The sequence below is a fragment of the Burkholderia sp. AU33545 genome (assembly GCF_020419685.1).
GTDB lineage: Bacteria > Pseudomonadota > Gammaproteobacteria > Burkholderiales > Burkholderiaceae > Burkholderia > Burkholderia diffusa.
Genome location: NZ_JAIZRQ010000007.1, coordinates 263,003 through 287,583, shown reverse-complemented (window position 1 = coordinate 287,583; position 24,581 = coordinate 263,003). Strand labels below are relative to the sequence as shown.

The window sequence follows — 24,581 nt, the reverse complement described above, 5'->3', positions numbered from 1 at the left end:
GTATCAGCGGCCGGCACCGAAGGTGGGGCGGCCGGCGCGGCGCAGTCCGTGCGCCGGGCGGTGGTGTGAGCGGACCGGATGCGGGAACCCGGTCTCGGTCGAGTTGTCGTGTGCGTCGGGCATCGACGGCACGTCGTGTCTTTCCTGTGCAATCCGGCTGACGAGCAGCGCCAGCGACGCAAGCGTGACGAGCGGCATGAACTGGAACGACAGATGCGTGACGATCGCGAGACCGGCGAGCGGCGTCGCCCACATCAGCATCAGCCATTCGCGATCGAAGCGTCGCCAGCCGTGCGTCCACGCATAGCGCGCATACCACGCGATCACGAGCCCGTACCAGGTCAGGTCGTAGTCGTACAGGTACGGGCTGACGATCAGGCATGCGCAGGCGAGCGTGGCGGCGCGCAGCGCGTACGAACACGCGCCACGCCACGCGTATACGACGGCGATCGCGGCGGCCGCGGCCGACAGCAGCTGCAGACCGCGCGCGACATAGGCGGGCCAGCCGGCGAGGGTGGCGAGCGCGAACACGGTCGGCATGCGCGCGAGCTTGACGTGGCCCGCGTCGACCGTCTGATACGCGTCGTTGATGCCGTGCACGAATGCGATCCACGACTCGATCCCGAACGCAAGCGTCGTCAGTACGACGCCGACGGCGATCGTCGCGGCCCATGCGGCCAGTGCGCGCCATTGTCCGGCGCAAAGCAGCGCGAGCGGGAACAGGACCGCCATCTGCGGTTTCATCGTCAGCAAACCGAAGCAGATGCCGGCGACAACGGGGCGGCGATTCAGCGTCAACAGTCCGACGCCGGCGAGCGTCGCGGTCAGCAGGCTCGTCTGCCCGACGATCACCGTGAGGAATGCGCCGGGGAACGCGAGCGCGCAGAGCAGTGCGGCATCGCGCTGCACGGTGGCGCGGATCGTCACCACGAACAGCGTGTAGGTAACACCGAGCCACAGCACCAGCGCGAGCAGGTAAGGCATCCAGCCGAGCGGCAGCACCAACAGCAGCATGGTCGGCGGATAAAGCCACGGCAGCGAGCCGTCCGCGGCATTCATCATCGGGATCGCGAGTTTCTCGATCGCGAAGAGCGAGGAGAACTGCCATGCGTCCACCGCGTGCCCGAGCGCGGCGAGCCGTGCGGCGCTCCAGATCGGCGCGAGATCCTGCGCGAGCGGTTCGGGCACGGACGTATGCGACCCATGCACGCGTGCGAGATAGATGCAGATGAACAGCAACTCGGTGAACAGTACCGCTGCCGCATAGAGGCGCACCCGATCACGATTGAGCCAATGCGGGAACCGGCGCGGGCCGGCGATCGGCAGTTCCGGATGGGCGTCGATGGCCGAATCGACATGCAGAAGGGAGAGCGGCGATTTCATTGCGCATTCCGCGACGCGAGGGTCGAGCGACGCACGACGACGAACAGGACGGCGAGCAGCACGACCGGGCCGATCTGCGGCAGCCTCGTGATCCGGTTGAACACCTCGAATATCGGCAGCAGCCACGCGAGCACGATCACGATCTGATCTCCCGGCAGCCAGCCTTCGTCGAGACCGTGGGCGATCAGGCAGAACACCGCGATGCCGAGCCAGGCCAGCTCGTAATGCCACAGATAGGGTGTCGACAACAGTGTGGCGACCGCCAGCGCCGCGCCGCGCAGCCGCATGTCGTTCGTGCGACGCCAGACTTGAACGGCGGCGGCGATTGCGAGCAGCCCCACGGCGGCTTGTGCGGCAAGCGAGACCGGAATCGATGCACCCGCGAGGCGGAGCGCCGCGAACGGCGTTGGGGAAACGAACCAGTAGGCCGGCAGGGTGAAATGCATGCCGCGCACGATCGACATCGCATGGGCCAGGCCGTTCAGGGAGCCCGTGCCGGTCAGCGCGATGCCGGCCACCGTGAACAGCGTGGTCGTGATCGCTGCCGACATGAAGGTTCGCCACGAGCGCGTCGCGATCAGCACGAACGGAAACACCAGTGCCATCTGCGGCTTGATGGCGAGCAACCCGATCAGCATGCCGGCGACGACCGGGCGTCGGCCGAGGAAATGCAGCGCGAGTGCGGCGATGCCGGCGGTCAGGATGCTGTTCTGCCCGTACAGGACGCACGCGAACACGCCCGAATAGGCAAGCACGGCGAGCGCGGCGGCGCGCGGAACGGGCAGGTGCGCACGCAGGCCCGACAGTCGCAGGACGGCATACGCATAGCATAAAAGGCTGCCCGCAAAAAAGAGGAAATACGCGGGCAGGAAAGGCACGAGGGCAACCGGCGCGATGAACAGCAGCATCGTCGGCGGATAGAGCCAGGGCAGCGATTGGTGACCGATATAGGAACCGAACCGCGCTACCTCGGCATGGGAGAAGAAGACCGGATCATAGGTCGCTGCGGCATGGCCTTGCAGCACGAGCTGCGACGCGGTCCAGAAGACGGAGAAGTCGACACCCGGTCGGGCAGTCGTCTGTGACGTGAAGGTGTCCGTAACGACGCCCCAGGTGATCAGAAAGGCCACGCAAAGCAGCAGCATGACGCAGCTGTACGGAACGATCCGGTCAGCTGTCAGCCATTGAGCACAGCGTTTGGCGCGATAGCGCACTCCACGATTGGCTGTGTACATGATGCCCCGTTTGCAGTGAAGGCTGCCTGGTCTTGCGCAGCCATTTTGTGTTGTCGTGTGTCCGGATCGAATCGCGTTCGATGGCGCTGTCCGGTGAGTGCATTGTTGGAGAAAAAATCGTGTGACGCAAACCGCGGGCTGAATCGCGAAATGGCGATTCGACGGCGACATGGCTCAAAAGCGGCTTTTCACGTCTGAGAAATCCGTACCGGCGCAAATGATGTTTCTCGCTTGAAACATTCCGTGTTTTTCACCGGTCCCGCGGTGTGCGGAATGCACGTCGGGCGACGCGCGACCCGGATTCGGGAAAATCCCGAGAAAATTTTTTGGGGCCCTTGCACAGCACGACGGCGCCCTGCCGGCACGCGGCGCCGGCCGGCACGCGTATATCAAATCTGAAACATTTTGTGCGGCGCGCCGAAACCCGATCGACGGATGAATCGATGGAACCCTTGCTGCGCCTCGTTTTCCCTCCGGCTGGCCTGCTCTTTGCGTCAAGGTCCGCACGACAGTCGACGACGTGATGAACGACCGGTTGAAGCAACAGGCTGACAAGACCGGACTCAATCACCTGCGGAAAGCAACGGATCGAGGGCGCGTCGGGGAATACGCCGCCCAGGCCTTGAAAACCGCCGGAAACGTCGACCGGGCGAATAGGCGACGGCATCGTCCGCGCAAAAAGAATCACATGACAGCATTTGGGGAATAAAAATGAAAGACCAGAGCACGTCGCGGCTCGCATGCCGCGAAGAAGACCCGCAGTGGAATCGACGCGTCAGCGTCATCCGTTCAATCCGTATTCATGCCCGGGACGGTTATTTCGCCGTTCTGCTCGATCGCGCCATTCGCCAGATCGCAGCGCGCATGCATATCGCACGCATCAGCTCACCGACAATCGTTCGCCCGGCCAGGCTCGTACCCTGCCGTGTGCGTCGCTGAGCGCAGCATCCGAATCCTTGAGTTGTTCCGGCAGTACCCGCTCCCCGCGTCGATCCCCGACAACGGGTTTTTATAGTAGTGCGAAAGGAGAGTAGCCATGTCCACGTTCATCACGAAGATCCGCGGTTTCGTTCAAGACGAACAAGGCGTGACGGCCATCGAATACGGCCTGATTGCCGCACTTATCGCAGTCGGCCTCGTTGCAGCGCTGACGTTGGTCGGAAACGACCTCAAGACCGTCTTCAACACGATTGCAGACGATCTCAACGCAGCGATCTGAATGGCGGGGCGGCGAACGGTGGGTCCGGCCCGTTCGTCGCCATCCCGTCACTCGTGCAGGGCCGGACACTCAACCAACAGATGTCGAACGGAGCGAACGGCGGATGACTCGGCCGGTGCACTGCGCGAGTCTCCCCGCTCTCTCGATCAACCGAATCGGAGGCTGTCATGCGGACCAGCGGACGTGCGGTAGCGGTATCGCGATGGATCGGCGACGAGCAGGGGGTGACGTCGATCGAGTACGCGCTGATCGCGGCAGTGTTCGCCACCATCGTGCTGGGAAGCGTGGTTACCCTGAAGGGTTCGGTTCAAGACGCGTACAACATGATCGCGGCAATCGTGACCGCGGCGGTCAATACCGCACTGGGTCAGTGATTCCGACTATTACAGCCAATCGAGGTTCGCCATGTTGCCTGCCGCACTGCCTCACCCGGTTCCGTTGTGCGTGACGCTGCTCGTCGTCGTCGCGGCCAGCACGGACATTACGAGCCGACGCATCCCGAACCGGCTCGTCGCGATCGGGCTGGCCGGTGCGCTGATCGCCCAGTGCGCGCTGCACGGGGTCCAGGCGGGCGCACTCGCGTGGCTTGCCGGCGCGGCGACCGGCTTCGGCATGCTGCTGCCGTTCTATCTGATGCGCGGAATGGCTGCAGGCGACGTGAAGCTGATGCTGGCGATCGGCGCATGGGTCGGCGCACAGATGGCGTTCTACATCGTGCTGGCCACGTTTGTGGCCGGCGGGATCGGCGCGATCGGCCTTGTGCTGCTGCGCGGGCGCATGCGCCAGATGTGCGCGAACGTCCGGGCGCTGATCGCGCATCGCTCGATCCGCGCGTATGCAGGGGCAACCGACGGCCCCATCGAAGTTGCGTCGGTCGGCGCGTTGCCGTATGGCGTGGCAATTGCCGCCGGCACGCTGGGCATGCTGTTCGCTTCGTGCGTCTAGCGCGACGAACCCGCAACGAGGATGAAACGCACATGAACACGATCCCCACCGAACCGAAGCGCGACGCGCAGGTTGCACACCTGCCGCATCCGTCGCCGTTGCGGGAGGCGCATGCGAAGCCGGGCACGCAGTTGCCTGCCGCGCCGCGCTCGCTCGAGGAAACCGGACTGAGCCAGGCGTTCGTCGCAGGGCTCGTGCTGAAGTCGACGCTGGTGCTCGGCCGTCCGTCCTACGGCGACCTCATCGAGCGCCACTGCCTGCCGCTCGCGGTGCTCGACGACGTCTTCGCGTTCCTGGTGCGCGAGCATCTGGTCGAACTCACCCATCGCGGCAAGACGGATCTCGACGTGACGTTCCGCCTGACCGACGCGGGCCGCGTGGCCGCACTCGAGGAGTGTGCGCGCAGCACGTACAGCGGGCCCGCGCCGGTGACGCTCGACGCGTATCTCGACTGCGTGTCCACCCATTCGGTGCGCAAGCTGCACGTGGCTCAGAACGACGTGTGGGCCGTATTCGAAGGCATCGTGATGGACACGTCGGTACTCGACTCGGCGGCGGCCGCGCTGAACTCCGGCCGTCCGTTGCTGATCTACGGCCCCGCCGGCAGCGGCAAGACCTTCCTCGCCGAGCGGCTCGGCGCGTTGATGGGCGGCCACGTACCGGTGCCGTATGCGATCTATGCGGCCGGGGAAGTCATCCAGATCCACGATCCGCTCGTGCATGTCGACGCGCCGTTGCAAACGGAGGGCCAGTCGGTCGATCGCCGCTGGCGCCTGTGCGAGCGGCCGGTCGTGATGTCCGGCGGCGAGTTGACGCTTGACGAACTCGACCTGCGCCGCGATGACGCGGCGGGCTTCTACCAGGCGCCGCCGCACATGAAGGCGAACATGGGCATGTACATCATCGACGATCTCGGCCGCCAGCGTGTCGAGCCGCGCGACCTGCTCAACCGCTGGCTGCGTCCGCTCGATCGAGGCGTGGATTTCCTGACGCTCGAATCCGGCAATCGATTCGTGCTGCCGTTCGACGTCTGGCCGGTGTTCTCGAGCAACCTGGCGCCGGAACAGTTCGCCGACGACGCATTCCTGCGCCGGCTCGGTTCCAAGCTTCACGTCGGCGCGCTGTCGATCGACCACTACCGCGCGGTGTTCGACGCCGCATGCGAGTCGCTCGGACTGGTGTCGAGTCAGGACGCCTTCGACTATCTGCTGCACCGGCTGCACCTGCCGACCGGCAAGGCATATCTCGCATGCTTCCCGATGGATCTGCTGCGCCTCGTCGCCGCCGGCGCGCGGTATCGCGGCGATCCGCTCGAGGTGACGCACGACGCGCTGCATGACGCATGGGCCAGTTATTTCGGCACTGCGCCCGAGCGCGACGGCGGATATCTGCCGCCTGCCGAGCACGGCGGTCACACGTACATAACCGGTTGAGCCGTTTCTTTCACGATTCGTTGAGGAGCATTGCCATGAAAAACAGTCGAGCGCTCATGATGCTGATCGTCGCGATGGTCGCGGGCCTTGCCGCGGTCGTGTTCGCGTCCCGCTGGTTGATGAATACATCCAGCAGTTCGGTCACGTCGGTCGCGGTGGCGACCACCGACCTGAACCTGGGCGAGCCGCTCGGGCCGAACCAGATCCGCATGGTGAGCTGGCCGTCGGGCAGCGTGCCAACCGGCGCGTTCACCGACACGAAGGAACTCGAAGGGCGCGTCGTGCGCACGAGCCTCGCACGCGGCGAACCGGTGATCGAGTCGAAACTCGCGCCGGTCGGCACGAAGGGCGGGTTGTCCGCCGTGATCGCCGACGGCAGCCGTGCGATCACCGTGCGGGTGAACGACGTGGTGGGCGTCGCGGGCTTCGCGCTGCCGGGCAACTACGTCGACGTGATCGTCAACACGCAGGAACAGCAGGGCAAGACCGACGGGCAGAGCATCTCCAAGATCGTGCTCGAGCACATCCTGGTGCTGGCCGTCGCGCAGCAGGTCAGCCGCGACGACACCGCACCGAAGGTCGTCAACGCGGTGACGCTCGAAGTCACGCCCGATCAGGCCGAACGCCTCGACCTCGCGCGCAGCGTCGGCACGCTGTCGCTCGTGCTGCGCAACCAGGTCGACCAGAAGACGCTGACGACCGATGGCGCGACCAAGCTGACGCTGCTCGGCAAGGCTCCGGTACCCGACGCGACGCCCGCACCGGTACACGAACGCGTACGGACCGTGCGCGTGCACGTAGCGTCGCACGCGGCACCGGACGCACGGCACGATTGTGTAGGCGTGCTGACCGGGGTACGGGGCAGTGTCGAATGCTTTTGAAACCGTAGAACACACATCCAGATAAACAGATTAACCAGATCGGCCGCCGTCAGGGCACGGCGGCCTTGGAAGTCGACAACCGGCCGCTCGCCGGTCACTCGGGGGATCAGACGAAATGAAGATCAATCCGCAATATTCAGGTACCGGCCCGGTGCGCACGCGTATCGCACGGGGCACGATGATGGCCGCGATCCTGTGTACGGGGTGGCTGACGGTGTACAGCGCGCTGGCCCAGGAAGGCGCGGAATCGGCTGCGCTGATGAAGGGCGGCGCGAGCGCGCCGGCTGCCGTCGCCAAGGGGCCGATGCAGATGACGATCAGCATGGCGCCGGCGCCTGCCGCCGCGGCTGCCGCATCGTCGGGCCCGCTGCGCGGACCGAATTGCGTGGGCGCGGTGCGCGAGTCGACCAGCGTCAGCGTGCCGCTCGGCAAGTCGCTGCTGGTGCCGATGCCGGAGCCGGTCCGCAACCGGACCATCGGCAACCCGGCCGTCGCGCAGGCGACGATGGTGTCGCCGCAGACGCTGTACATCCTCGGGCTGTCGGTCGGCACGACCAACATGATCGTGCAGGGTCGCAGCGGTGCATGCCGCGTGATCGACGTGGCGGTCGGCGCGGACGCCGGGGGCCTGCAGGCGTCGCTGATGCAGCTGATGCCGAGCGAGCGCGACATTCACGTATCGACCGCCGCCGGCACGATCGTGCTGGCCGGCACGGTGTCGAACTCGCTGGCCGCGCAGCAGGCGGTGCAGATCGCTCATGCGTACGGCGACAGCGCCGGTGACGGCGGCGGCAAGGGGGCCGGCGTGCTGAACATGCTGGCCGTCACGTCGCCGCAGCAGGTGATGCTCGAGGTGAAGGTCGCCGAAGTGTCGAAGACGCTGATCAACCAGATGGGCAGCGCATTCAACATCCAGGGCGGATTCGGCTCGTGGAGCGGCGCGCTCGTCAGCAACCTGCTCGCGGGTGTCGCGAGCGCCGGGATCTTCAACAAGGCGAACAACAAGCCGTTCAGCATCGCGGCCGATGCGCAGAACACCGACAACCTCGTCAAGATCCTCGCGGAGCCGAACCTCGTGACGATCAGCGGCCAGGAGGCGACATTCCTTGCCGGCGGCAAGATCTTCATCCCGGTGCCGCAGAGCAGCGGGACGGGCACGTCGTCGATCACGCTGCAGGAAGAGGAGTTCGGTGTCGCGCTGAAGTTCACGCCGACGGTGCTCGGGAACGGCCGGATCAGCCTGAAGGTTGCGCCGGAGGTGTCGGAGCTGTCGCAGACGGGCGTCACGCTGAGCGCGACCAACATCGGCGGCACCTCGATCCTGCCGCTGATCACGACACGGCGCGCGTCGACGACGGTCCAGATGGGCGACGGCGAATCGTTCGCGATCGGCGGGCTGATCAAGGACAACGCGAGCGGCGCGCTGAAGGCGATTCCCGGCGTCGGCGAGGTACCGGTGCTCGGCGCGCTGTTCCGCAGCACGTCGTTCCAGCAGGACCGCACCGAGCTGATCTTCGTGATCACGCCGCACCTGGTGAGGCCGCTGCAGACCGCCGACCTGCCGCTGCCGACCGACAGCTTCTCGAAGCCCAACGAAGCCGACGTGTATGCAACCGGCAACATGGAAGGGCGCAAGGGTGTCCGCAAGGCGGGCGCGCAACCGGCGAACGGCGCGATGGATGCACCGCAGACGCCGGCACCTGCTCCCGCGCCGCAATCGGCTGCACCGGCCGCACCGGCCGCCGCGCTGCCCGCTCCGCGTGCGCCGCAGCCCGCCGACACACCGGCACCGGTGCCGGCGCAGCCTGAGAAGCCGGCGGCTGCAGCTGCCGCCGCGGCAGGAGCGGTGAACGCCGAGCCGGCGCATGCCGCGCAGTCGCAGCCGAAACCGCAACCGCAGGCCGATGCGGCCAGCGCGGCACGGATCGCGCGCATCGAAGCCGCTGCCGCGCGTCTCGCGGCGGCTGGCTCCGACACGCCGGCCAAACCCGCGCCGCATTCGAAGAACAGTCTGCCGGCCGCCGCCCACGCGCAGATCGCGCGGGCGAATGCGGAACCCGCGTCCACCGATCGTTGAAGCCATCCAAGGGGAAGCTCATGAAATCCGCCTACCTCGTATTCGTGCGCCGTGCGGCGCTCGCCGTCCCGCTCGCGTTCGCGCTTGCCGGCTGCATGTCGTCGACGCCGGTGTGGGACAGTCGCTTCGGCGACTCGGTCCGCGCCGTCACGCAAGCCCAGATCATCGATCCGCATGCCGCCGAACACGCGGCCTCGCGCCCGGGGGTCGACGGCAGCGCCGCCGCGGCCGCGCTCGACAACTACGACAAGTCGTTCAGGCAGCCCGAGCCGAAAGCCAATGCATTCGTGATCGGGATCGGCAAGTCGTCGGGCCAATAACACAGGCACGCTCAGGGAGAACGCCATGTCCAGCGCAGCTCGTCATCCGAAACTCACGCGTCGAGGGTTGCATCGCCAGCAAGGCGCCGTCGCGATCATCGTCGGTCTCGCGCTGGCGGTGATGATCGGATTCGTCGGTCTCGCGCTGGACCTCGGCAAGCTGTACGTCACGCGCAGCGAACTTCAGAACAGCGCCGACTCATGCGCGCTGTCCGCTGCGCGCGACCTCACGTCGGCCATCAGCCTGCAGGTCGCGGAAGCGGACGGCATCGCCGCCGGCCACTCGAATTTCGCCTTCTTTCAGCAGAACGCGGTGCAGATGCAGACGGATTCGAACGTCACGTTCAGCGATTCGCTGACCAATCCGTTCCTGACGAAGACGGCGGTCGCCACGCCGGCGAACATCAAGTACGTGAAGTGCACGGCGCAGCTGACCAACATCGCGCACTGGTTCATCGAGGTGCTCAACACGATTCCCGGTGTGCAGGTCGCGAACGCGGCGCAGGTCTCGGCGAGCGCGATCGCGACGGTGGGCGCCGGGCAGACCACCTGTGCGATCCCGGTGTTCGTGTGCCGCGCGGCGTCCACCGCGCCGTACAAGGTCGGTGACTGGATCTCGTCGCCTTCCGGCTCGTCGTCGACGTACGGGCCCGGCAACTTCGGCTGGGCCGCGCTCGACGGTTCGACGAACGAAACGACGATCGCCAGCGAACTGTCCGGCAATACCTGCAACATCACGTCGCCGCCCACCCTCGGTTCGACGGGCCTGAAGTCCGCGTCGCTGCGCGCCTGGAATACCCGCTTCGGCATCTATACGAACGGCGCCAACGGCTCGAGCGGCCAGCCGGACTTCACCGGCTACGCGTACGTCGGCCCCAACTACGGGCCGCCGGGAACCGCGGGCATCGTCGGCGACGCGTACAAGCAGTTTGTGCTCGATCGCGCGAGCTTCAAGTCCTACCAGGGCGACGGTGCACCGCCCGCCGGCAGCGGCATCGCGACCAACGGAACCGCCACGGCAAGCAACTATCAGATGTTCGGCGGCGACCGCCGGGTCGCGCTCGCCCCCGAGGGCGACTGCTCGACGCTGCAGGGCGCAAGCAACCAGCTGACCGTCACGCAGTGGGACTGCGTGCTGATGCTGGATCCGCTGCCGTTCAGCCCGGGCGCCGGCGGGGTCGTCGCGCATCTCGAATACCTCGGCTCGGCGTCATCCGGCAGCACGCCTTGCGCGACGCACGGTTTGCCGGGCAGCGGCAGCTCGGTCGGCCTCAAAGTGCCGATGCTCGTTCAATAGAGGAGACGCGATCATGAAAAGGCTCCCGATTCGCCGGTCGCGCATGCGCGGTGTCGCCGCGGTCGAGTTCGCGCTCGTGCTGATGCCGATGATCGTGCTCGCGACCGGTGTGGCCGAGTTCGGCCGCGCGATCTATCAGTACGAGACCCTCACCAAGGCGACGCGCGACGCGGCGCGCTACCTGTCGGTCTATCTGCCGGCCGACAGCGCGTATCCGCTCGCGGCGGCGCAGTGCCTGGTCGTCTACGGCAACACGACCTGCGGGTCTGCCGGCACCGAGCTGGTGCCGGGGCTCACGACATCGATGGTGATCGTGTGCGACGCCGCGCATTCGAGCGATTGCGCCGACGCGTCCGATCCACCGCAGTTCGCGAACCTGCCGACCTACGACGCGACCAACAACGCGGCAAGCGGCACGGCGACCGGCAGCATCAACGTCGTCGAGGTGAAGGTGAAGGGCTATAAGTACCAGCCGATTCCGGCCTACCCGGGGCTGTCGTCGATCACTTTCGGCAACATCGTCACCGTGATGAGGCAAGTGTCATGAACCCGCGCTCCTGTCTGCCGTCGCGCCGTCGCGCCCAACGCGGCGCGACGATCGTCGAATTCGCGCTGATCGCATCGATCCTGATGATGCTGCTGATCGGCGTCTTCGAATTCGGGCGCGTGCTGTTTTACTGGAACACGGCGGCCGAGGCGATCCGGCTCGGCGCACGCACGGCGATCGTCTGCGACGTGAACGCCGCCGGCGTCGTGAAGCGCGTGAAGTCGCTGATGCCGATGGTGTCGAGTGCGAACGTGTCGGTGAGCTACACGCCGTCGGGCTGCGACGTGAGCTCCTGCTCGTTCGTGACCGTCAGCATGACCAACTTCACGGTCAAGACGATGATTCCGCTCGCGAGCGTCTCGATCACGATGCCGCCGTTCACCACGACGCTGTCGCGTGAAAGCCTGAATTCATCCACGGGCGGCACCGCCTGTCAATAATCGAACCGACGAGGCACAGTCATGATCAATATCCTCGTAGCTGCCGACGATACCGCCCGGCTCACGCAGATCGCGCGCCTGGTCACCGACAGCGGACACTATCGCGTGACACGCGCGCATGGACGATCGTCGCAGATCGAGAATCGAACGGACGGACTCGATTCATTCGACATCCTGCTGATCGACGGCGCGACGACCGATGCGACCGAGCTGTCGGCGCTCGAGCGCATCTGCCGGCTGCACCCGGGCCTGACCTGCATCCTGGTGACGGCCGACGCGGCGCCGAACGTGCTGCTGGACGCGATGCGCGCCGGCGCGCGCGACGTGCTGCAGTGGCCGATCGACCCCGCGGCGCTGGCCCGTGCGCTCGAGCGTGCCGCCGCGCAAAGCACGCGACGCGACACCGAAGATACGCGCTTCGTGTCGTTCATGTCGTGCAAGGGCGGCGCGGGCACGAGCTTCGCCGCGAGCAACGTCGCGTACGAGATCGCTGAAGGATATAAGCGCCGCGTGCTCCTGGTCGATCTGAACCAGCAGTTCGCGGATGCCGCGTTCCTCGTCAGCGACGAGACGCCGCCGTCGACGCTGCCGCAGCTGTGCGCGCAGATCGAGCGACTCGACGGCGCGTTTCTCGACGCGAGCGTCGCGCACGTGACGCCGACCTTCCACGTGCTGGCGGGCGCGGGCGACCCGGTCAAGGCCGCGGAGATGCGCGAGGATGCGCTCGAATGGATCCTCGGCGTCGCGGCGCCGCGCTACGACTTCGTGATCTTCGACATCGGCGTGAGCATCAATCCGCTGTCGATGATCGCGCTGGATCGCAGCGACCAGATCCAGCTCGTGCTGCAGCCCGCGATGCCGCACGTGCGCGCGGGCCGCCGGCTGCTCGAAATTCTCGTGTCGCTCGGCTACCCGACCGACCAGATGCGGCTGGTGGTGAACCGGATGACACGCGCGGGCGAACGGTCCCGCACCGCGCTCGAGGAAGTGCTCGGCCTGCATGCCAGCAGCACGATACCCGACGACGCCGATACCGTGCGCGAAGCGCTCGACCTGGGGCATCCGGTCTCGCGCGTCGCACGCAGCGCAGCGGTTACGCGTGCGTTACAGGCCTGTGCGAAGCAGATCGTCGAAGGGGACGTGCGCACCAGGCACGACGCGTCCAGCAGCGAACCGTTGATGTCCCGGCTGTTCGGCCGCAAGGCCACGCCGAAGCTCAAGTCCATGTGAATCTTTCGGGGAAACCATCATGTCATTGCGCGAACAGATGTCCTTGTACCGGACGCAGCCCCAGGCGACGAGCACCGATCCGGCGGGTGCGACGCATTCGTCGGTACGCGACGCGTACCAGAGGCTGCGCCGTGAAATTCACGCGGCGGTTCTTGAACGGGTCGAGCTGGAGCGTCTGTCACGCCTGCCGCAGGAACAGGTGCGGCAGGAAATCTCGGCGCTGATCTCGCGCATCCTCGACGAGGAGCGCCTGCTCGCGAACGACATCGAGCGGCGCCAGCTCGTGATCGACGTGTACGACGAAATGTTCGGCTTCGGCCCGCTGGAGGCGCTGCTGCGCGACCCCGGGATCTCCGACATCCTCGTGAACACGTACCGGCAGGTCTATGTCGAGCGCGCCGGCCAGCTCGAGCTGACCGACGTGACGTTCTACGACGACGCGCACCTGATGAAGGTGATCGAGAAGATCGTGTCGCGGGTCGGGCGGCGCATCGACGAATCGACCCCGATGGTCGATGCGCGTTTGCCGGACGGCTCGCGCGTGAACGCGATCATTCCACCGTCGGCGATCGACGGGCCGCTGATGTCGATCCGGCGTTTCGCGGTCAACCCGCTGAAGATGGACGACCTCGTGAGCTACCAGAGCCTCACGCCGCCGATGGCGGAGCTGCTCGATGCGCTGGCCAAGGCGAAAGTGAACGTGCTCGTGTCGGGGGGGACCGGCAGCGGCAAGACGACGCTGCTCAACATCCTGTCGGGCTTCATCCCGCGATCGGAGCGGATCGTGACGATCGAGGATGCGGCGGAGCTGCAACTGCAGCAGCCGCACGTGCTGCGGCTCGAAACGCGGCCGCCGAACATCGAGGGCAAGGGCGAGATCACGCAGCGCACGCTCGTGCGCAACGCGCTGCGGATGCGGCCGGACCGGATCATTCTCGGCGAAGTGCGCGGCGCGGAAGCGCTCGACATGCTCAACGCGATGAACACCGGCCACGAAGGCTCGCTCGCGACGATCCACGCAAACACGCCGCGCGACGCGCTCACGCGGCTCGAAAACATGATCAGCGTCGGCGGCCTGACGCTGCCGCCGAAGACGATGCGCCAGCAGATCGCGTCGGCGATTTCGGTGGTGGTCCAGGCGACGCGGCTTACCGACGGCAAGCGCAAGATCGTCAGCATCCAGGAGCTGACCGGGATGGAAGGCGACATCATCAACATGCAGGAGATCTTCACGTTCAAGCGCACCGGCATGGATCGCGACGGGACGGTGCGCGGACACTTCTGCGCGACCGGCGTGCGGCCGAAGTTCGCCGAGCGGCTGCAGTCGTTCGGCATCAACCTGCCGGATTCACTGTACGACCCGGCGCAGCGTTACGAGACGAAGTGACGACGCGCCGTCGTCTGATTCCGGGGAGGTCTCATGGACTCGATATTCTATGGTTTTGTGATTCTCACCTTCGTCGCGGTGGTGCTCGCGATCGAAGGTGTCTATCAATGGTGGAACTCACGCCACGGTGCCGCGGCACGCCGGATCGAGTCGCGCCTGCGCGCGATGTCGGCCGGCGGCAGCGTGCAGCAGGAGCGGCTGTCGATTCTCAAGAAGCGGATGCTCGACGAATCGAAACCGTTCGACCGGCTGTTGATGCGTATGCCGCGCGTGCAGTCGGTGGATTTGCTGCTGCAGCAATCGGGGCTCGACTGGACGGTGGCGAAGCTCGTCGTGTACACCGCGGTGTTGCCGGTGACGGCGATGCTCGTCCTGCTGTTCACTCCGTTGCCCCTGATCGCCATGTTGCCGATTGCGCTGCTGACCGCCTGCATGCCGGCAATGTACGTGATGCGGCATCGCAACCGGCGGATGCTCAAGCTCGAGCGCCAACTGCCGGATGTCTGCGACATGATCGCGCGCGCGCTGCGCTCCGGCCACTCCTTTACGAGCGCGCTCGGGATGGTCGGCGAGGAGTTTCCCGATCCGATGGGCGGTGAATTCCGGATCACGTTCGACGAGATCAATTACGGCGTATCGCTGCACGATGCGCTGGTGAACCTCGCGACACGCGTGCCGGCCCATGACCTGCGCTACTTCGTGATCGCGGTGCTGATCCAGCGCGAGACCGGTGGCAACCTGGCCGAGCTGCTCGACAGCATCGCATCGCTGGTTCGCGAGCGCTTCAAGCTGTTCGACAAGGTCCGCGTGCTGTCGGCGGAAGGGCGGCTATCGGCCTGGATCCTCGGGCTGCTGCCATTCGGCACGGCGGGCATGATGGCGGTGTTGAACCGGGAGTTTCTGTCGGTGCTCTGGCAGGATCCGGCCGGCATCAAGATGGTCGGAGTGATGCTGGGGTCGATGGCATTCGGCATGCTGTGGATCCGACGCATCATCCGGATTCGCGTCTGACGCGTGTCTCAGGCTTCACGAACCGATTCGAGGCTGTCATGCAAAACCTGAGCGTAGTACATACCGTGATGCTGGCCGGCTTGTTCATCTTCGTCGCCGGCGGCGTGCTGGTCGCGATGCTGCTGTTTGCGCCGCGCAACATGGAGCGCCGGATCCAGCAGGCGAGCGGAGCAAGTGTAGGCATCGGCGCCGGCGCCGGCGATGGCGGCGGGCAGCCATCGCGCTGGGTCGCGAAGCTCGTCGAGCTGTCGCAACCGATTTCCCGGCTGTCGGTGCCGCAGGAGGGCTGGGAGAATTCACCGCTGCGGATCCGGCTGATGAACGCCGGCTGGCGCGATCCGAACGCGGGCGCGCTTTACTTCGCGGCGAAGACGGTACTCGCGCTGGCGCTGCCGGGCGTCGCGCTGCTGGCGCTCGCCACGACCCGGCTCGCGGGTCAACGCATGCTGCTGTCGTTCATCCTCGTCGCGCTCGCCGGGATCGGCTACTACGTGCCGAACGTGATCCTCAGGCGGCGGATCGCGACGCGTCAGCGAGTGATTTTCGAGGACTTTCCGGATGCGCTCGACTTGATGACCGTCTGCGTCGAAGCAGGGCTCGGGCTCGACGCGGCGCTGATGCGGGTGAGCGAGGAACTGCGCTTTCGCAGCGAAGTGGTCGCGGGTGAACTCGACTTGCTGCTGCTCGAGATGCGTTCCGGGTTCACGAAGGAAACCGCGCTGCGCAATCTGGCACTGCGGACCGGCGTCGAGGATATCGAATCGTTCTGCGCGATGCTGATCCAGGCCGATCGCTTCGGCACCAGCATCGCCGAATCGCTGCGCGTGTTGTCCGACATGCTGCGCACGCGGCGGCGGATGCGCGCCGAGGAGCGCGCCGCGAAGATCGCGCTGAAGCTGCTGTTCCCGCTGATCTTCTGCATCTTCCCGGCGCTGATGTGCGTATTGCTCGGGCCGGCGATGATTCATGTGTATCGCGTGCTGCTGCCGACCTTCACCAGTATCGGGCAGTAAGCAGCGGCGCGGGACTGCCGCGCGAACCGGATGTACGTGCCGACCGGGCATTGCCGGCCGGCACGGTCACCGTCTTCATGGGAGGCTCCTTCTCCCCCCGGGCGGCGCCGCGAGACAGGTCGATCATAGCGGCGTCAATGCAACCCGGACCCATGGTCGACCATGGAGACAGCCGTAGTCCACTGCCCGCGCGGGTGGCCCCCTACGACTAACCTCGAACGCAGTCGCGGCGGCGCGCCGGCCGGACTGCAAGCCGATCCGACAGTTCCGATCGGCACGGCTGAATCCATCCGTGTCGATAACGCGAGCGATTGTTTACCGAATTGCCGGCCGGCGCAGGCAGTCGCCGCGCGGCCGCAGCGCCCTCGGGCCGCCAGAGGTGGCATGCGCCAACGACGCGGCACGTATCGACAGATGCCGCTGCCGATGCGCGCGTCATCGTGCCCGAAAATCTCCTTGAAATCGTCGATTCGAATTCCTACGATTATTCAAAATCAGGCTTGAATGGAGCTGCGAACGGGACGATCGCCCCGCGTCGCGGAAAGAACGAACACAACGCCTGAAATTGAAGCGGCTGCCCGACGATACGGGCAACAGGCCAGTCAAGCACGATCGGGGCCGGGGGAATCATGAACGAACACGCAGCGCGATGCACGCCGCCTGACGCTTCATCGAGCAGGCGCCCACCCGCGTGGACCGAACCCGCGATGCCGCCGGGCTACGGCGCGCGTCGTCTCCCTCCCGATTACTGACAGCCGGCGCGCGCAACCGCGCCCGGAACACCGCTTTCTCACCGACATCCTGTGCACCGACGCACACGCGTATCGGGCCGCTCGCGGCCGGCGTGGCGACGCACGTCGCGCACTCGACGACCGACATAACAATTCGAACGAGGGACGCAGCATGGCCATCCGTGTGCCAGTGACACGCCGGACTTTTCTGAAGCTCGCCGGCAGCGGCGCCGTTGTCGCCGTTTCGGTTACGCATTTGCCGGCACTCGTACTCGCCGCAGGCGAGACGCAGGCCGATGCGGACGGCCCGAGCTGGGCACCGGTGCCCGGAAAGGCGCGCTGGCGCATCGATGGCGTGCCGAAGGTAATGGGCCAGAAGATCTACGCGCGCGACTTCAAGTCCCGCGACTTCGTCGGCTGGCCGCAGCAGGAGAACTGGCTTTATGCGCTGCGCTGCGACCGGGTCGACGCGGTGTACCAGGGCTACGATCTCGGCGTGCTGCCGCACGAACTGCAGCCGATCGCCATTGTCGACAACGCGTTGCTGAGCGCGCGCAAGATCAATCTTGCACCGCGGCCCGATCCGATCGCGAACCAGGACATCTACTGGCTCGCGCGAGTGGGTTATCCGGCGGACTGCTACGGGCAACCGGCCGCGCTGTTGATCTTCGAGAACTTCGATATCTATCGTCGCGCGAGGAAGCTGCTCGATTTCAATCGCGGCGTGATCCGCTACGGCGCGCCGGTCGGCACCGGCCAGGCCGCACCGGTCGTGCCGTATTCGCCCGTGACCGTCTACGTGCGCGACGACGCACGGCGGTTCAACTACGTCGACAACTACGAGGCCGACAGCACCGGCAAGCCGACCGCGAAGTATCTGGAGGAACGCGAGGCGGCGGTCGCCAACATCGATGCGACGATTGCCCACCACGCGGCCGCCGGCACGTGGATCGGCATTCGGGCGACGGGCGATGACGGGTTCGAGACGCCGGCGATGGATCCGATGTTCATGGAGCCCGAAGCGGGACTCGCATGGTACGACGCGTCCGCCTCGAAGATCAGCCTCGTTCTCGGCACGCAGTCCGCGAACGACGATGCGATCGGTGCGTGTGCGCTGTTCGACGGCAGCAACGTCCCGGTCAAGGAGGCCCAGGTCATCGCGTGCTACCCGGGCGGTGGTTTCGGCGGACGCGACAAGTCCTATTTCCCGTTGTATCTGGCCCTTGCCGCGCCGTTCGCGAAGGGCGCGCTGCGTTGGCAGCAGTCACGCTACGAGCAATTCCAGGTTGGCCTGAAACGCTGCGAGACGCAGTTCTCCGAATCGCTGTGGTTCGACCGCCGCGGCAAGCTCGAAGCGATCACCTGCGATTTCCTGATGAACGGCGGCGGGAAGAAGAACCTGTCGCCGTACGTCGCGCAGCTTGCCGCGTTGAGCGCGATGAGCTGCTACGAGATTCCGCGGGCACGCGCGCAGGCCGCGTCGACCTACACGCGGGAAGTCTTCGGCGGTTCGCAGCGCGGCTTCGGCGGGCCGCAGGCGTTCATGGCGATCGAGACGCTGATGGACGAGGCTGCACGCCGGCTAGGGATGTCGCCGTTCGAGATCCGGCGCGCCAATCTGCTCGGCAAGGCGCCCGCTCTCGGCAAGGGCCGCGCGATCACGGGCGCGCCGATCCTGTTCGACCTGCAGCTGGACGCGCTGCTCGACCGGCTCGAACGTCATCCGTTATGGCTCGAGCGTGAGCAGATTCGTGCCGAGCGCAGCGCGCGCAGCCTCCGCTACGGTGTCGGCCTCGCGATGGCGAACGAAGCGTACGGCACCTCCGGCGACGGCATGTTCGGCATGGTGCAGATCCTGCCCGACGGCAACCTGCGCGTGGTCACGCCGTATACCGACATGGGCAACGGCGCGGCCACGACGCTCGGTCTCGCGCCGGCCGAGTTTCTCGGGCAAAACGCGCAAACGATTGCGATGAGCGAGATCGGACCGTTCAACTCGCTCGGGTTGCAGCGTTCGAGCAGTCCGCCTGACGACAGCAAGTACGTGTGCTACACGTACGGCTCGTCGAGCGCCTGTCTCGGTGCATTTCATCAGTACCACGCGGTCAAGGGCGCCGCGCAGGTGCTGTTTCTGCAGAGCGTGCTGCCGGCCGCGCGCGCATGGTGGGGCGTACCCGTGCGTGCGGAGGACGTGCACTGGACCGATCGCGCACTCGCCGCGAACGGCCTCGCACCGATTCCGTGGGCGACGCTGCTCGGCACGATCAGGAAGCTCGGCCTGCAGACGACCGCAGCCGTGCATGCGAGTTATGCCGGGTATTTCTGGAAGGGAACCTATCCGTTCGCGTCCGGCAGTGCGCAGATCGACTACGACTACGTGGCGGTCGGCCTCGATCCGTATCACCTGACGCCGTTGAAGCGCGTGCTGCAGCCGCCGCAGATCAACACGACACTTTACGGGCGCACGACCTATGCGCCGTCGGCGACGCTCGTTGCGGTGTCCGTCGATTCGGTGACCGGGCGCGTGAAGGTCGAACGCGTGGTGACGGCAGTGAGCGTCGGCCGGCAGTTGTCGCCGGAGCTCGTCGAAGGGCAGTCACAGGGCGCGGTCGCGATGGGTATCGGCAACGTGCTGACCGAAACGTGTCCGCTGGGGCCGGACGGGCCGGGCGGCGGCCGATGGAATCTGGATCGCTACGAGGTCACGCGGCTGCCGGACATCCCCGTGCAGGAGCTGATCGCCTTACCGCCGCCCGGCGGCGATCCCGCGAATGCACGCGGCATCGCGGAAGCGGTGATGTGTCCGATCGCGCCGGCGCTGCTCAATGCGCTCGCGATGGCGACGGGGCGGCGGTTCCGGGTGACGCCCGTGACGCCGGAGAAGATTCGGGAGGCACTGCAATGAGCAATCCGGTCCGGATGATCATCAACGGCAAGCCCGTCGAAGCGGACGCGGCCGACGCGGACATGAACCTCATCGACTTCCTGCACGAGCGGCAGGACCTGACGGGCACCAAGCTGTGCTGCGGCATCGGCGTGTGCCGCGCGTGCACGGTCGGCGTGCGCAATGCGCCCGATGCGCCGATGGAAAAGACACTGTCGTGCTCGACCCCGGTCAGCGCGATGGCGGACATGCACGTGTACACGATCGAGGGGCTCGCGCAGCGTGGCGCGCTGTCGCCGCTGCAGCAGAGTTTTCTCGAGTCGTTCGCGTTCCAGTGCGGCTACTGCGCGTCGGGTTTCCTGATGGCCGCGACCGCGATGCTCGATCATCTGCGCGCGCAGCCGGTGCACGAGCGCGATCTGGACGCAATGATCGAAACCTGGGTGGGCGGCAACATCTGTCGTTGTACCGGTTATGTGAAGTACATCGAGGCCATTCGCAAGGTGGCGATACGCTACACGAAGGGGGCGGCATGACGATGAGAAACTGCGTCGTCGCGCTGGCGACGATGCTGGCCGCACAGGTTGCACCGGGCGTGCCGGTTGCGCTCGCGGCGGCAAACGGCGATACGTCGCTGCACGAGTATGCGCAGCGGTGCACCGACGAGATCGGCGAGATTCCCGCGTTCGACTGCAATGACGGCACCGATGTGCCGATCACCGTCAACGGCCGCGTGCCCGTGCGCTACGCAGCACACATGACGTGCGATCGCCCGGCGCTGTTGCCCTATGACGCGCCGACATCCGGACAGTGCACACCGTATTCGAAGATCCTCGACCTCTCGCACGGCGACACGCAGATCTCGGCGTTTTGCCGCCGCAAGCAGATCCGTGCGAATCGGAGCCCGTATTACGACGAAGTCGACATCGTGCTGCATCATGCGGGCAACGGCAAGACCTGCTGGTTTCATGCGGAGCAGGGCGGCACCGCCGGCATGAACGCGGCGCGCGTGCCGCCGCCGAACGAGACGACGCCGCCGCCCGGCCATCCGTCCGCGGCGGAGTTCTGGTGGAAGCCGGCCGCGACCGCGACGAAGCGCTGCGTGTCGTGTCACGACGCGAGCCCGGTCATGTACAGCCCGTGGATCGGCCAGGTCTGGAGCAAGGTGCCGACCGATCCGTGGGGCAAGTACGTGAATCTCGGCGCCGACTTCGCGTCGTGGACGTCGCACGCGATCAGCACGCCGGGCAATACCTGCATCGGCTGTCACCGGATCGGCGATCAGAACAGCTGCAAGATCTACGTGCCGCTCGCGGCCGGTTTGCTGCCGCCGCCGAAGGGAAGCAACGCGCGTGCGAGCCGGTATCCGATGACGCACTGGATGCCGATCGACAACAACAAGAGCCTGTATGAATGGAATGCGGCGAACGCGAAGTCGGTGAGCGACCTGCTCGAATGCTGTTCGGCGCGCGGCAAGGACGATCCGAAGTGCAGTTTCACGCCGGCGGCGCAGGCGGCCAAATAGGTTGCGCGCGGGTTACGCGCCGGACCGCCACGGCGCCTCTCGCGCGCCGCATCCGCGGCCTTGCCGGGCTCGCCCATGACGATACGCGCGGATCGCCTCGGCCGGTGGAGCCACGGTCATGTGATGCGCCGGCCGATGAGCGATGCGCGAGAGAAACCGGGGTAGTAGAAGTTGCCATCCGTCATACGTACCCGCGGTGTGGCGTCACGCGTCGGCGTTTCGCCTACTGAAAGTGATGCACGTACCGCAGCACCATCCGCGAACCCTGCGGCCGGTTACGGGCATGGACTTCGAAGTACGCGTTGAACATCAGGTGATCCTGGGGCGAGAAGCTGTACATTGCACCGGGTCCGATCGCCAGCACGGCTTCCCGCGTGCCGGACACGTCCTGACCGTTCACCTTCATGTCGGTGGTCTGGCGCAGCCAGTAGCCATTGAGACCCAGCCGCAGCCCGGGCCGCACTTCATACTCGGTCGCAAAGTTCGCATGAACGGCCTGGCCGGCCTGCGTCGACGTCACGTCCGGCCCGAGCGCGGTCGCCGGCTCGTGATTGGTCGCATTCCACAAATAGTGCAGACGCCACGACACGGTCCACTTCGGCGTGATCCAGAACGTCGCGGCCCAGTACGGATCGAACGACCAGAAATGGCTGCCCGGATTGATCGCGCGCGTCGGATCGTATGCACCGGTTGGCGCAATGAACTGGAACTCCAGCCGCTGCGCGAAGCGCGGCCCCTGCGCGCCCATCACCGGATCAAACTGGATGAACGGTCCGACCAGCAGGTCGCCGAATCCGGCACGCGAATTCAGCGCGACGTTGCCAATTCCGTCGTTCGTATGCACGGAGGCCACCCACGGCAGGATCACGTCGAGCCCCGGATGCATGCCGCCGAACGTCAGCGGCGACTGGTAGACGAGCTGGCTCAGGCCCGCGAACAGGTCGATGTCCTGCTTCGGCAGCCCGACCTTGTTGCCGGCGTTGTCGTTGACGCGTCCAGCGGTGTAGTACGTCAGATACTGCGTGCCGTACCAGCCGGAGCCGGCAGGCGGCATCCCGTCGAGGAAGCTGGTCATCCCCAGGTTGACCGACGGCAGGTCGGTCGCATGCGCCGGCGCGGGGCCGGTCAGGCTGACTAACCCGAGACCTGCGATCGCAAGCAGGCGAGAGCCGCATTTCATCATCACCACCTCCTGAATATTTATTTGTATAACTAATCAAACGACGCGAGAAAGATCGGGATGTGCGGAGATCGCGCGATACTGGCCCGCATGGAACACGAGCGGCGCCTTTCCGAACGCATCGAACTGCTCGATCTGTCCGATGAACAGCAGATGGTCGCCGCCTTCGTAATGGCCCACGTTGCGGCACACGAAACGCGCGCTCGCGCCGTCGAGACAGGGTACGCCGCCCGCATCGGCCTCCACGTGCGACACGCCGTCGAACTTGTCGGCGCTCGGTGTCGCGAAACGACGCGACAGCTCGATTTGGTCGTGCGCGAGGATATTGATCGCGAAGTGCGTGGCCGCGACGAAGTCCGGGCGGCTCGGCGCGACCTTGCGCAGGCTCCACAGCACGAGCGGCGGGTCGAGCGACAGGGACGAGAACGAATTGGCGGTGAGGCCGACCTTGCGCCCGTCCGGCGAACGCGTCGTGATCACGGTGACGCCGGTCGGAAACTGCCCGAACGCGGCGCGCAGTTGCTGCGGGTCGAGGCCCGAAATGCAGGTCGCGGTGGTGTCCATGTCGCTTACTCCGAACGTGCGGCGTGTTCGCGGATCAGCGCCGCACAGGCCGACGGTTCGAACCACCACGGCGCGAACTGGCGCGGATCGTCGAAGCCATTGACGAGCGTCGCGGCCAGCGACGGCAACTGGCCAGCGGCACCGAGCAGTTCGAGGATGTGCGGTGGCGGGGGGGTGAGCAGCGAGTTGGTCCAGCGCACGACGTGCTGCGCATAGGACCAGTAGCGTTCGAACGTGTCGTGCATCCAGCCTTCGTCGAACGGCTGGCCTTCGCGTGCGAGGATGGCGTCGCCGTATACCTTCGCGCATTTCGCCGCATTGTTCGAACCCTGGCCGGTGATCGGATCGTTGACGACCACCGCATCGGCCATGCCGAATACGGTCCGGCCAGACGGCAGGCGAAAGAACGGCTTGCGCACGGTCGGCGTGAAGCGGCCGGACAGCGTGCCGTTCGGATCGGTGAGCTCGACGTCGCGGCAGCGCTCGAATTCCCACGGCACATATTGCTGCAGGAACGACAGGCTGCGGTCGAGATGCTGCTCGGGCGTCTTGACGTCGGCCCAGCAGTCGAGCGGGCCGCCGGGGATTCCTTCGAACACCATGATTTCGCACGGGCCCGTCGTCGTCAGTGCGGGAAAAACGAAGTATTCGCCGATGCCGGGCAGGAGGTTGAAGCGCACGCGCGAATACGGCTGGCTCGGCGTCATGCCTTTCACGTAGGTGAGCGCAAGCGCGCGTTGCGGGCGCTCGAATGCGCTGCGTGCGTCGTCGCGGCCCAGCAGGTGCACGATTTCGCCCTTTCCGGCCGCGAGCAGCACGAGATCGTGGCTGAGCGCGAGGTCCTCGAGTTCCGGCACGCCGACGTCGCAGATGCGCACGTCCGCGCCGCGGCGCCGGATCGCGTCGAGCCAGTCGGCCATCTTCACGCGCTGGTCGACCGATTGTGCGTAGCGGGTCAGCCGCGACGACCAGTCGATCGCCTTGCGGCCGTTGCCTTCCGGATGCGGCACCGCGATGCCGATGCCTTCGACGGTCGGGCACGCTTCTTCCCAGGTGTTCAGGCCGAGATCGCGTTCGATCTGCAGTGCGGTATGGAACATGCACTGGCTCGACATGACCTTGCCGGCGCGGATCTGTTCCGCGTCGCGGTTGGTCGCGAGCGTGACGTGATAGCCCTGGTCGAGCAGCGTGAAGGCGAGTTGCAGGCCGGCCTGGCCGGCGCCGACGATAGCGATGCGTTTCATGATGAAATCCTTGGTAGAACGAATTGCATGAGGCG

The 24,581-nt window shown here is 66.1% G+C and carries 24 protein-coding genes; 19 read left to right on the top strand and 5 right to left on the bottom strand.

Annotated elements, in window-relative coordinates; all coding sequences use genetic code 11:
• Positions 1-3: 3 nt before the first annotated feature.
• Both LGM71_RS24130 and LGM71_RS24125 read right to left on the bottom strand, forming a co-directional pair.
• The gene (locus LGM71_RS24130) at positions 4-1,383 is read right to left on the bottom strand and encodes a glycosyltransferase family 87 protein (protein ID WP_226116802.1); all 1,380 of its coding nucleotides are present in this window, start codon (positions 1,381-1,383) and stop codon (positions 4-6) included.
• Positions 1,380-2,618, bottom strand: a complete 1,239-nt coding sequence (locus LGM71_RS24125) for a glycosyltransferase family 87 protein (RefSeq protein ID WP_124627571.1) — start codon at positions 2,616-2,618, stop codon at positions 1,380-1,382. The genes LGM71_RS24130 and LGM71_RS24125 overlap by 4 nt, the downstream gene beginning before the upstream one ends.
• Positions 2,619-3,329: 711 nt before the next feature.
• Here LGM71_RS24125 and LGM71_RS24120 point away from each other — a divergent pair.
• From LGM71_RS24120 to LGM71_RS24030, 19 genes are all read left to right on the top strand, one after another.
• Positions 3,330-3,557, top strand: a complete 228-nt coding sequence (locus tag LGM71_RS24120) for a hypothetical protein (protein ID WP_151051307.1) — start codon at positions 3,330-3,332, stop codon at positions 3,555-3,557.
• Between the two features lie 97 nt (positions 3,558-3,654).
• Positions 3,655-3,837 carry a Flp family type IVb pilin gene (locus LGM71_RS24115; RefSeq protein ID WP_059599676.1) on the top strand — a complete coding sequence of 61 codons (183 nt, stop codon included), beginning with the start codon at positions 3,655-3,657 and terminating at the stop codon, positions 3,835-3,837.
• Between the two features lie 167 nt (positions 3,838-4,004).
• The gene (locus LGM71_RS24110; protein WP_059599675.1) at positions 4,005-4,211 is read left to right on the top strand and encodes a Flp family type IVb pilin; all 207 of its coding nucleotides are present in this window, start codon (positions 4,005-4,007) and stop codon (positions 4,209-4,211) included.
• A gap of 31 nt (positions 4,212-4,242) precedes the next feature.
• Positions 4,243-4,782, top strand: coding sequence for a prepilin peptidase (locus LGM71_RS24105; protein WP_226116800.1), 540 nt, complete (start codon positions 4,243-4,245; stop codon positions 4,780-4,782).
• 32 nt (positions 4,783-4,814) lie between these two features.
• Positions 4,815-6,215 carry an ATP-binding protein gene (locus LGM71_RS24100; protein WP_124627428.1) on the top strand — a complete coding sequence of 467 codons (1,401 nt, stop codon included), beginning with the start codon at positions 4,815-4,817 and terminating at the stop codon, positions 6,213-6,215.
• Between the two features lie 35 nt (positions 6,216-6,250).
• Entirely contained in the window at positions 6,251-7,096 is an 846-nt protein-coding gene (gene cpaB, locus LGM71_RS24095) for a Flp pilus assembly protein CpaB (RefSeq protein ID WP_124901871.1), read from the top strand.
• Positions 7,097-7,211: 115 nt separating this feature from the next.
• Positions 7,212-9,173, top strand: coding sequence for a type II and III secretion system protein family protein (locus tag LGM71_RS24090; protein ID WP_226116798.1), 1,962 nt, complete (start codon positions 7,212-7,214; stop codon positions 9,171-9,173).
• A gap of 20 nt (positions 9,174-9,193) precedes the next feature.
• The gene (locus tag LGM71_RS24085; RefSeq protein ID WP_059599670.1) at positions 9,194-9,493 is read left to right on the top strand and encodes a hypothetical protein; all 300 of its coding nucleotides are present in this window, start codon (positions 9,194-9,196) and stop codon (positions 9,491-9,493) included.
• 25 nt (positions 9,494-9,518) lie between these two features.
• A complete protein-coding gene (locus LGM71_RS24080) occupies positions 9,519-10,790 on the top strand; it encodes a pilus assembly protein TadG-related protein (protein ID WP_226116796.1) in 1,272 nt (423 codons plus the stop codon).
• Between the two features lie 13 nt (positions 10,791-10,803).
• A complete protein-coding gene (locus LGM71_RS24075) occupies positions 10,804-11,337 on the top strand; it encodes a TadE/TadG family type IV pilus assembly protein (protein WP_124627436.1) in 534 nt (177 codons plus the stop codon).
• Positions 11,334-11,777 carry a TadE/TadG family type IV pilus assembly protein gene (locus LGM71_RS24070; protein ID WP_059599667.1) on the top strand — a complete coding sequence of 148 codons (444 nt, stop codon included), beginning with the start codon at positions 11,334-11,336 and terminating at the stop codon, positions 11,775-11,777. The genes LGM71_RS24075 and LGM71_RS24070 overlap by 4 nt, the downstream gene beginning before the upstream one ends.
• Before the next feature lie 21 nt (positions 11,778-11,798).
• A complete protein-coding gene (locus LGM71_RS24065) occupies positions 11,799-13,007 on the top strand; it encodes an AAA family ATPase (RefSeq protein WP_226116795.1) in 1,209 nt (402 codons plus the stop codon).
• A gap of 19 nt (positions 13,008-13,026) precedes the next feature.
• Positions 13,027-14,394: a CpaF family protein gene (locus tag LGM71_RS24060; protein ID WP_226116794.1), complete on the top strand. Its 1,368-nt coding sequence runs from the start codon at positions 13,027-13,029 to the stop codon at positions 14,392-14,394.
• A gap of 33 nt (positions 14,395-14,427) precedes the next feature.
• Entirely contained in the window at positions 14,428-15,405 is a 978-nt protein-coding gene (locus LGM71_RS24055) for a type II secretion system F family protein (RefSeq protein ID WP_124627442.1), read from the top strand.
• A gap of 38 nt (positions 15,406-15,443) precedes the next feature.
• Complete coding sequence (locus LGM71_RS24050) at positions 15,444-16,418, top strand: type II secretion system F family protein (RefSeq protein WP_124627444.1); 975 nt, start codon at positions 15,444-15,446, stop codon at positions 16,416-16,418.
• A gap of 311 nt (positions 16,419-16,729) precedes the next feature.
• Positions 16,730-16,981, top strand: coding sequence for a hypothetical protein (locus LGM71_RS24045; protein WP_226116793.1), 252 nt, complete (start codon positions 16,730-16,732; stop codon positions 16,979-16,981).
• Between the two features lie 424 nt (positions 16,982-17,405).
• Positions 17,406-20,054: a xanthine dehydrogenase family protein molybdopterin-binding subunit gene (locus tag LGM71_RS24040; RefSeq protein ID WP_226116792.1), complete on the top strand. Its 2,649-nt coding sequence runs from the start codon at positions 17,406-17,408 to the stop codon at positions 20,052-20,054.
• Complete coding sequence (locus LGM71_RS24035; protein ID WP_226116791.1) at positions 20,051-20,569, top strand: (2Fe-2S)-binding protein; 519 nt, start codon at positions 20,051-20,053, stop codon at positions 20,567-20,569. Before LGM71_RS24040 ends, LGM71_RS24035 begins: the two co-directional genes overlap by 4 nt.
• Positions 20,566-21,558: a hypothetical protein gene (locus LGM71_RS24030; protein WP_226116790.1), complete on the top strand. Its 993-nt coding sequence runs from the start codon at positions 20,566-20,568 to the stop codon at positions 21,556-21,558. The genes LGM71_RS24035 and LGM71_RS24030 overlap by 4 nt, the downstream gene beginning before the upstream one ends.
• Positions 21,559-21,781: 223 nt before the next feature.
• Here the strand turns inward: LGM71_RS24030 and LGM71_RS24025 are convergent, their stop codons facing one another.
• Genes LGM71_RS24025 through LGM71_RS24015 form a run of 3 tightly spaced genes read right to left on the bottom strand, consistent with a single transcriptional unit; the run spans position 21,782 to position 24,546 of the window.
• Positions 21,782-22,741 (bottom strand): transporter, encoded by a 960-nt coding sequence (locus LGM71_RS24025; protein ID WP_226116787.1) that lies wholly within the window; start codon positions 22,739-22,741, stop codon positions 21,782-21,784.
• A 33-nt stretch (positions 22,742-22,774) separates the two neighbouring features.
• On the bottom strand, positions 22,775-23,302 hold the full coding sequence (locus LGM71_RS24020) for a flavin reductase family protein (RefSeq protein ID WP_226116786.1): 528 nt from the start codon (positions 23,300-23,302) through the stop codon (positions 22,775-22,777).
• Between the two features lie 5 nt (positions 23,303-23,307).
• Positions 23,308-24,546 (bottom strand): styrene monooxygenase/indole monooxygenase family protein, encoded by a 1,239-nt coding sequence (locus LGM71_RS24015; protein WP_175815434.1) that lies wholly within the window; start codon positions 24,544-24,546, stop codon positions 23,308-23,310.
• Positions 24,547-24,581: the final 35 nt, after the last annotated feature.

Bases quoted from the DNA above. Each gene is read 5' to 3' on its own strand.
- LGM71_RS24130 (WP_226116802.1), bottom strand. From the start codon at position 1,383: ATGAAATCGCCGCTCTCCCTTCTGCATGTCGATTCGGCCATCGACGCC.
- LGM71_RS24125 (WP_124627571.1), bottom strand. From the start codon at position 2,618: ATGTACACAGCCAATCGTGGAGTGCGCTATCGCGCCAAACGCTGTGCT.
- LGM71_RS24120 (WP_151051307.1), top strand. From the start codon at position 3,330: ATGAAAGACCAGAGCACGTCGCGGCTCGCATGCCGCGAAGAAGACCCG.
- LGM71_RS24115 (WP_059599676.1), top strand. From the start codon at position 3,655: ATGTCCACGTTCATCACGAAGATCCGCGGTTTCGTTCAAGACGAACAA.
- LGM71_RS24110 (WP_059599675.1), top strand. From the start codon at position 4,005: ATGCGGACCAGCGGACGTGCGGTAGCGGTATCGCGATGGATCGGCGAC.
- LGM71_RS24105 (WP_226116800.1), top strand. From the start codon at position 4,243: ATGTTGCCTGCCGCACTGCCTCACCCGGTTCCGTTGTGCGTGACGCTG.
- LGM71_RS24100 (WP_124627428.1), top strand. From the start codon at position 4,815: ATGAACACGATCCCCACCGAACCGAAGCGCGACGCGCAGGTTGCACAC.
- cpaB (WP_124901871.1), top strand. From the start codon at position 6,251: ATGAAAAACAGTCGAGCGCTCATGATGCTGATCGTCGCGATGGTCGCG.
- LGM71_RS24090 (WP_226116798.1), top strand. From the start codon at position 7,212: ATGAAGATCAATCCGCAATATTCAGGTACCGGCCCGGTGCGCACGCGT.
- LGM71_RS24085 (WP_059599670.1), top strand. From the start codon at position 9,194: ATGAAATCCGCCTACCTCGTATTCGTGCGCCGTGCGGCGCTCGCCGTC.
- LGM71_RS24080 (WP_226116796.1), top strand. From the start codon at position 9,519: ATGTCCAGCGCAGCTCGTCATCCGAAACTCACGCGTCGAGGGTTGCAT.
- LGM71_RS24075 (WP_124627436.1), top strand. From the start codon at position 10,804: ATGAAAAGGCTCCCGATTCGCCGGTCGCGCATGCGCGGTGTCGCCGCG.
- LGM71_RS24070 (WP_059599667.1), top strand. From the start codon at position 11,334: ATGAACCCGCGCTCCTGTCTGCCGTCGCGCCGTCGCGCCCAACGCGGC.
- LGM71_RS24065 (WP_226116795.1), top strand. From the start codon at position 11,799: ATGATCAATATCCTCGTAGCTGCCGACGATACCGCCCGGCTCACGCAG.
- LGM71_RS24060 (WP_226116794.1), top strand. From the start codon at position 13,027: ATGTCATTGCGCGAACAGATGTCCTTGTACCGGACGCAGCCCCAGGCG.
- LGM71_RS24055 (WP_124627442.1), top strand. From the start codon at position 14,428: ATGGACTCGATATTCTATGGTTTTGTGATTCTCACCTTCGTCGCGGTG.
- LGM71_RS24050 (WP_124627444.1), top strand. From the start codon at position 15,444: ATGCAAAACCTGAGCGTAGTACATACCGTGATGCTGGCCGGCTTGTTC.
- LGM71_RS24035 (WP_226116791.1), top strand. From the start codon at position 20,051: ATGAGCAATCCGGTCCGGATGATCATCAACGGCAAGCCCGTCGAAGCG.
- LGM71_RS24030 (WP_226116790.1), top strand. From the start codon at position 20,566: ATGACGATGAGAAACTGCGTCGTCGCGCTGGCGACGATGCTGGCCGCA.
- LGM71_RS24025 (WP_226116787.1), bottom strand. From the start codon at position 22,741: ATGATGAAATGCGGCTCTCGCCTGCTTGCGATCGCAGGTCTCGGGTTA.
- LGM71_RS24020 (WP_226116786.1), bottom strand. From the start codon at position 23,302: ATGGACACCACCGCGACCTGCATTTCGGGCCTCGACCCGCAGCAACTG.
- LGM71_RS24015 (WP_175815434.1), bottom strand. From the start codon at position 24,546: ATGAAACGCATCGCTATCGTCGGCGCCGGCCAGGCCGGCCTGCAACTC.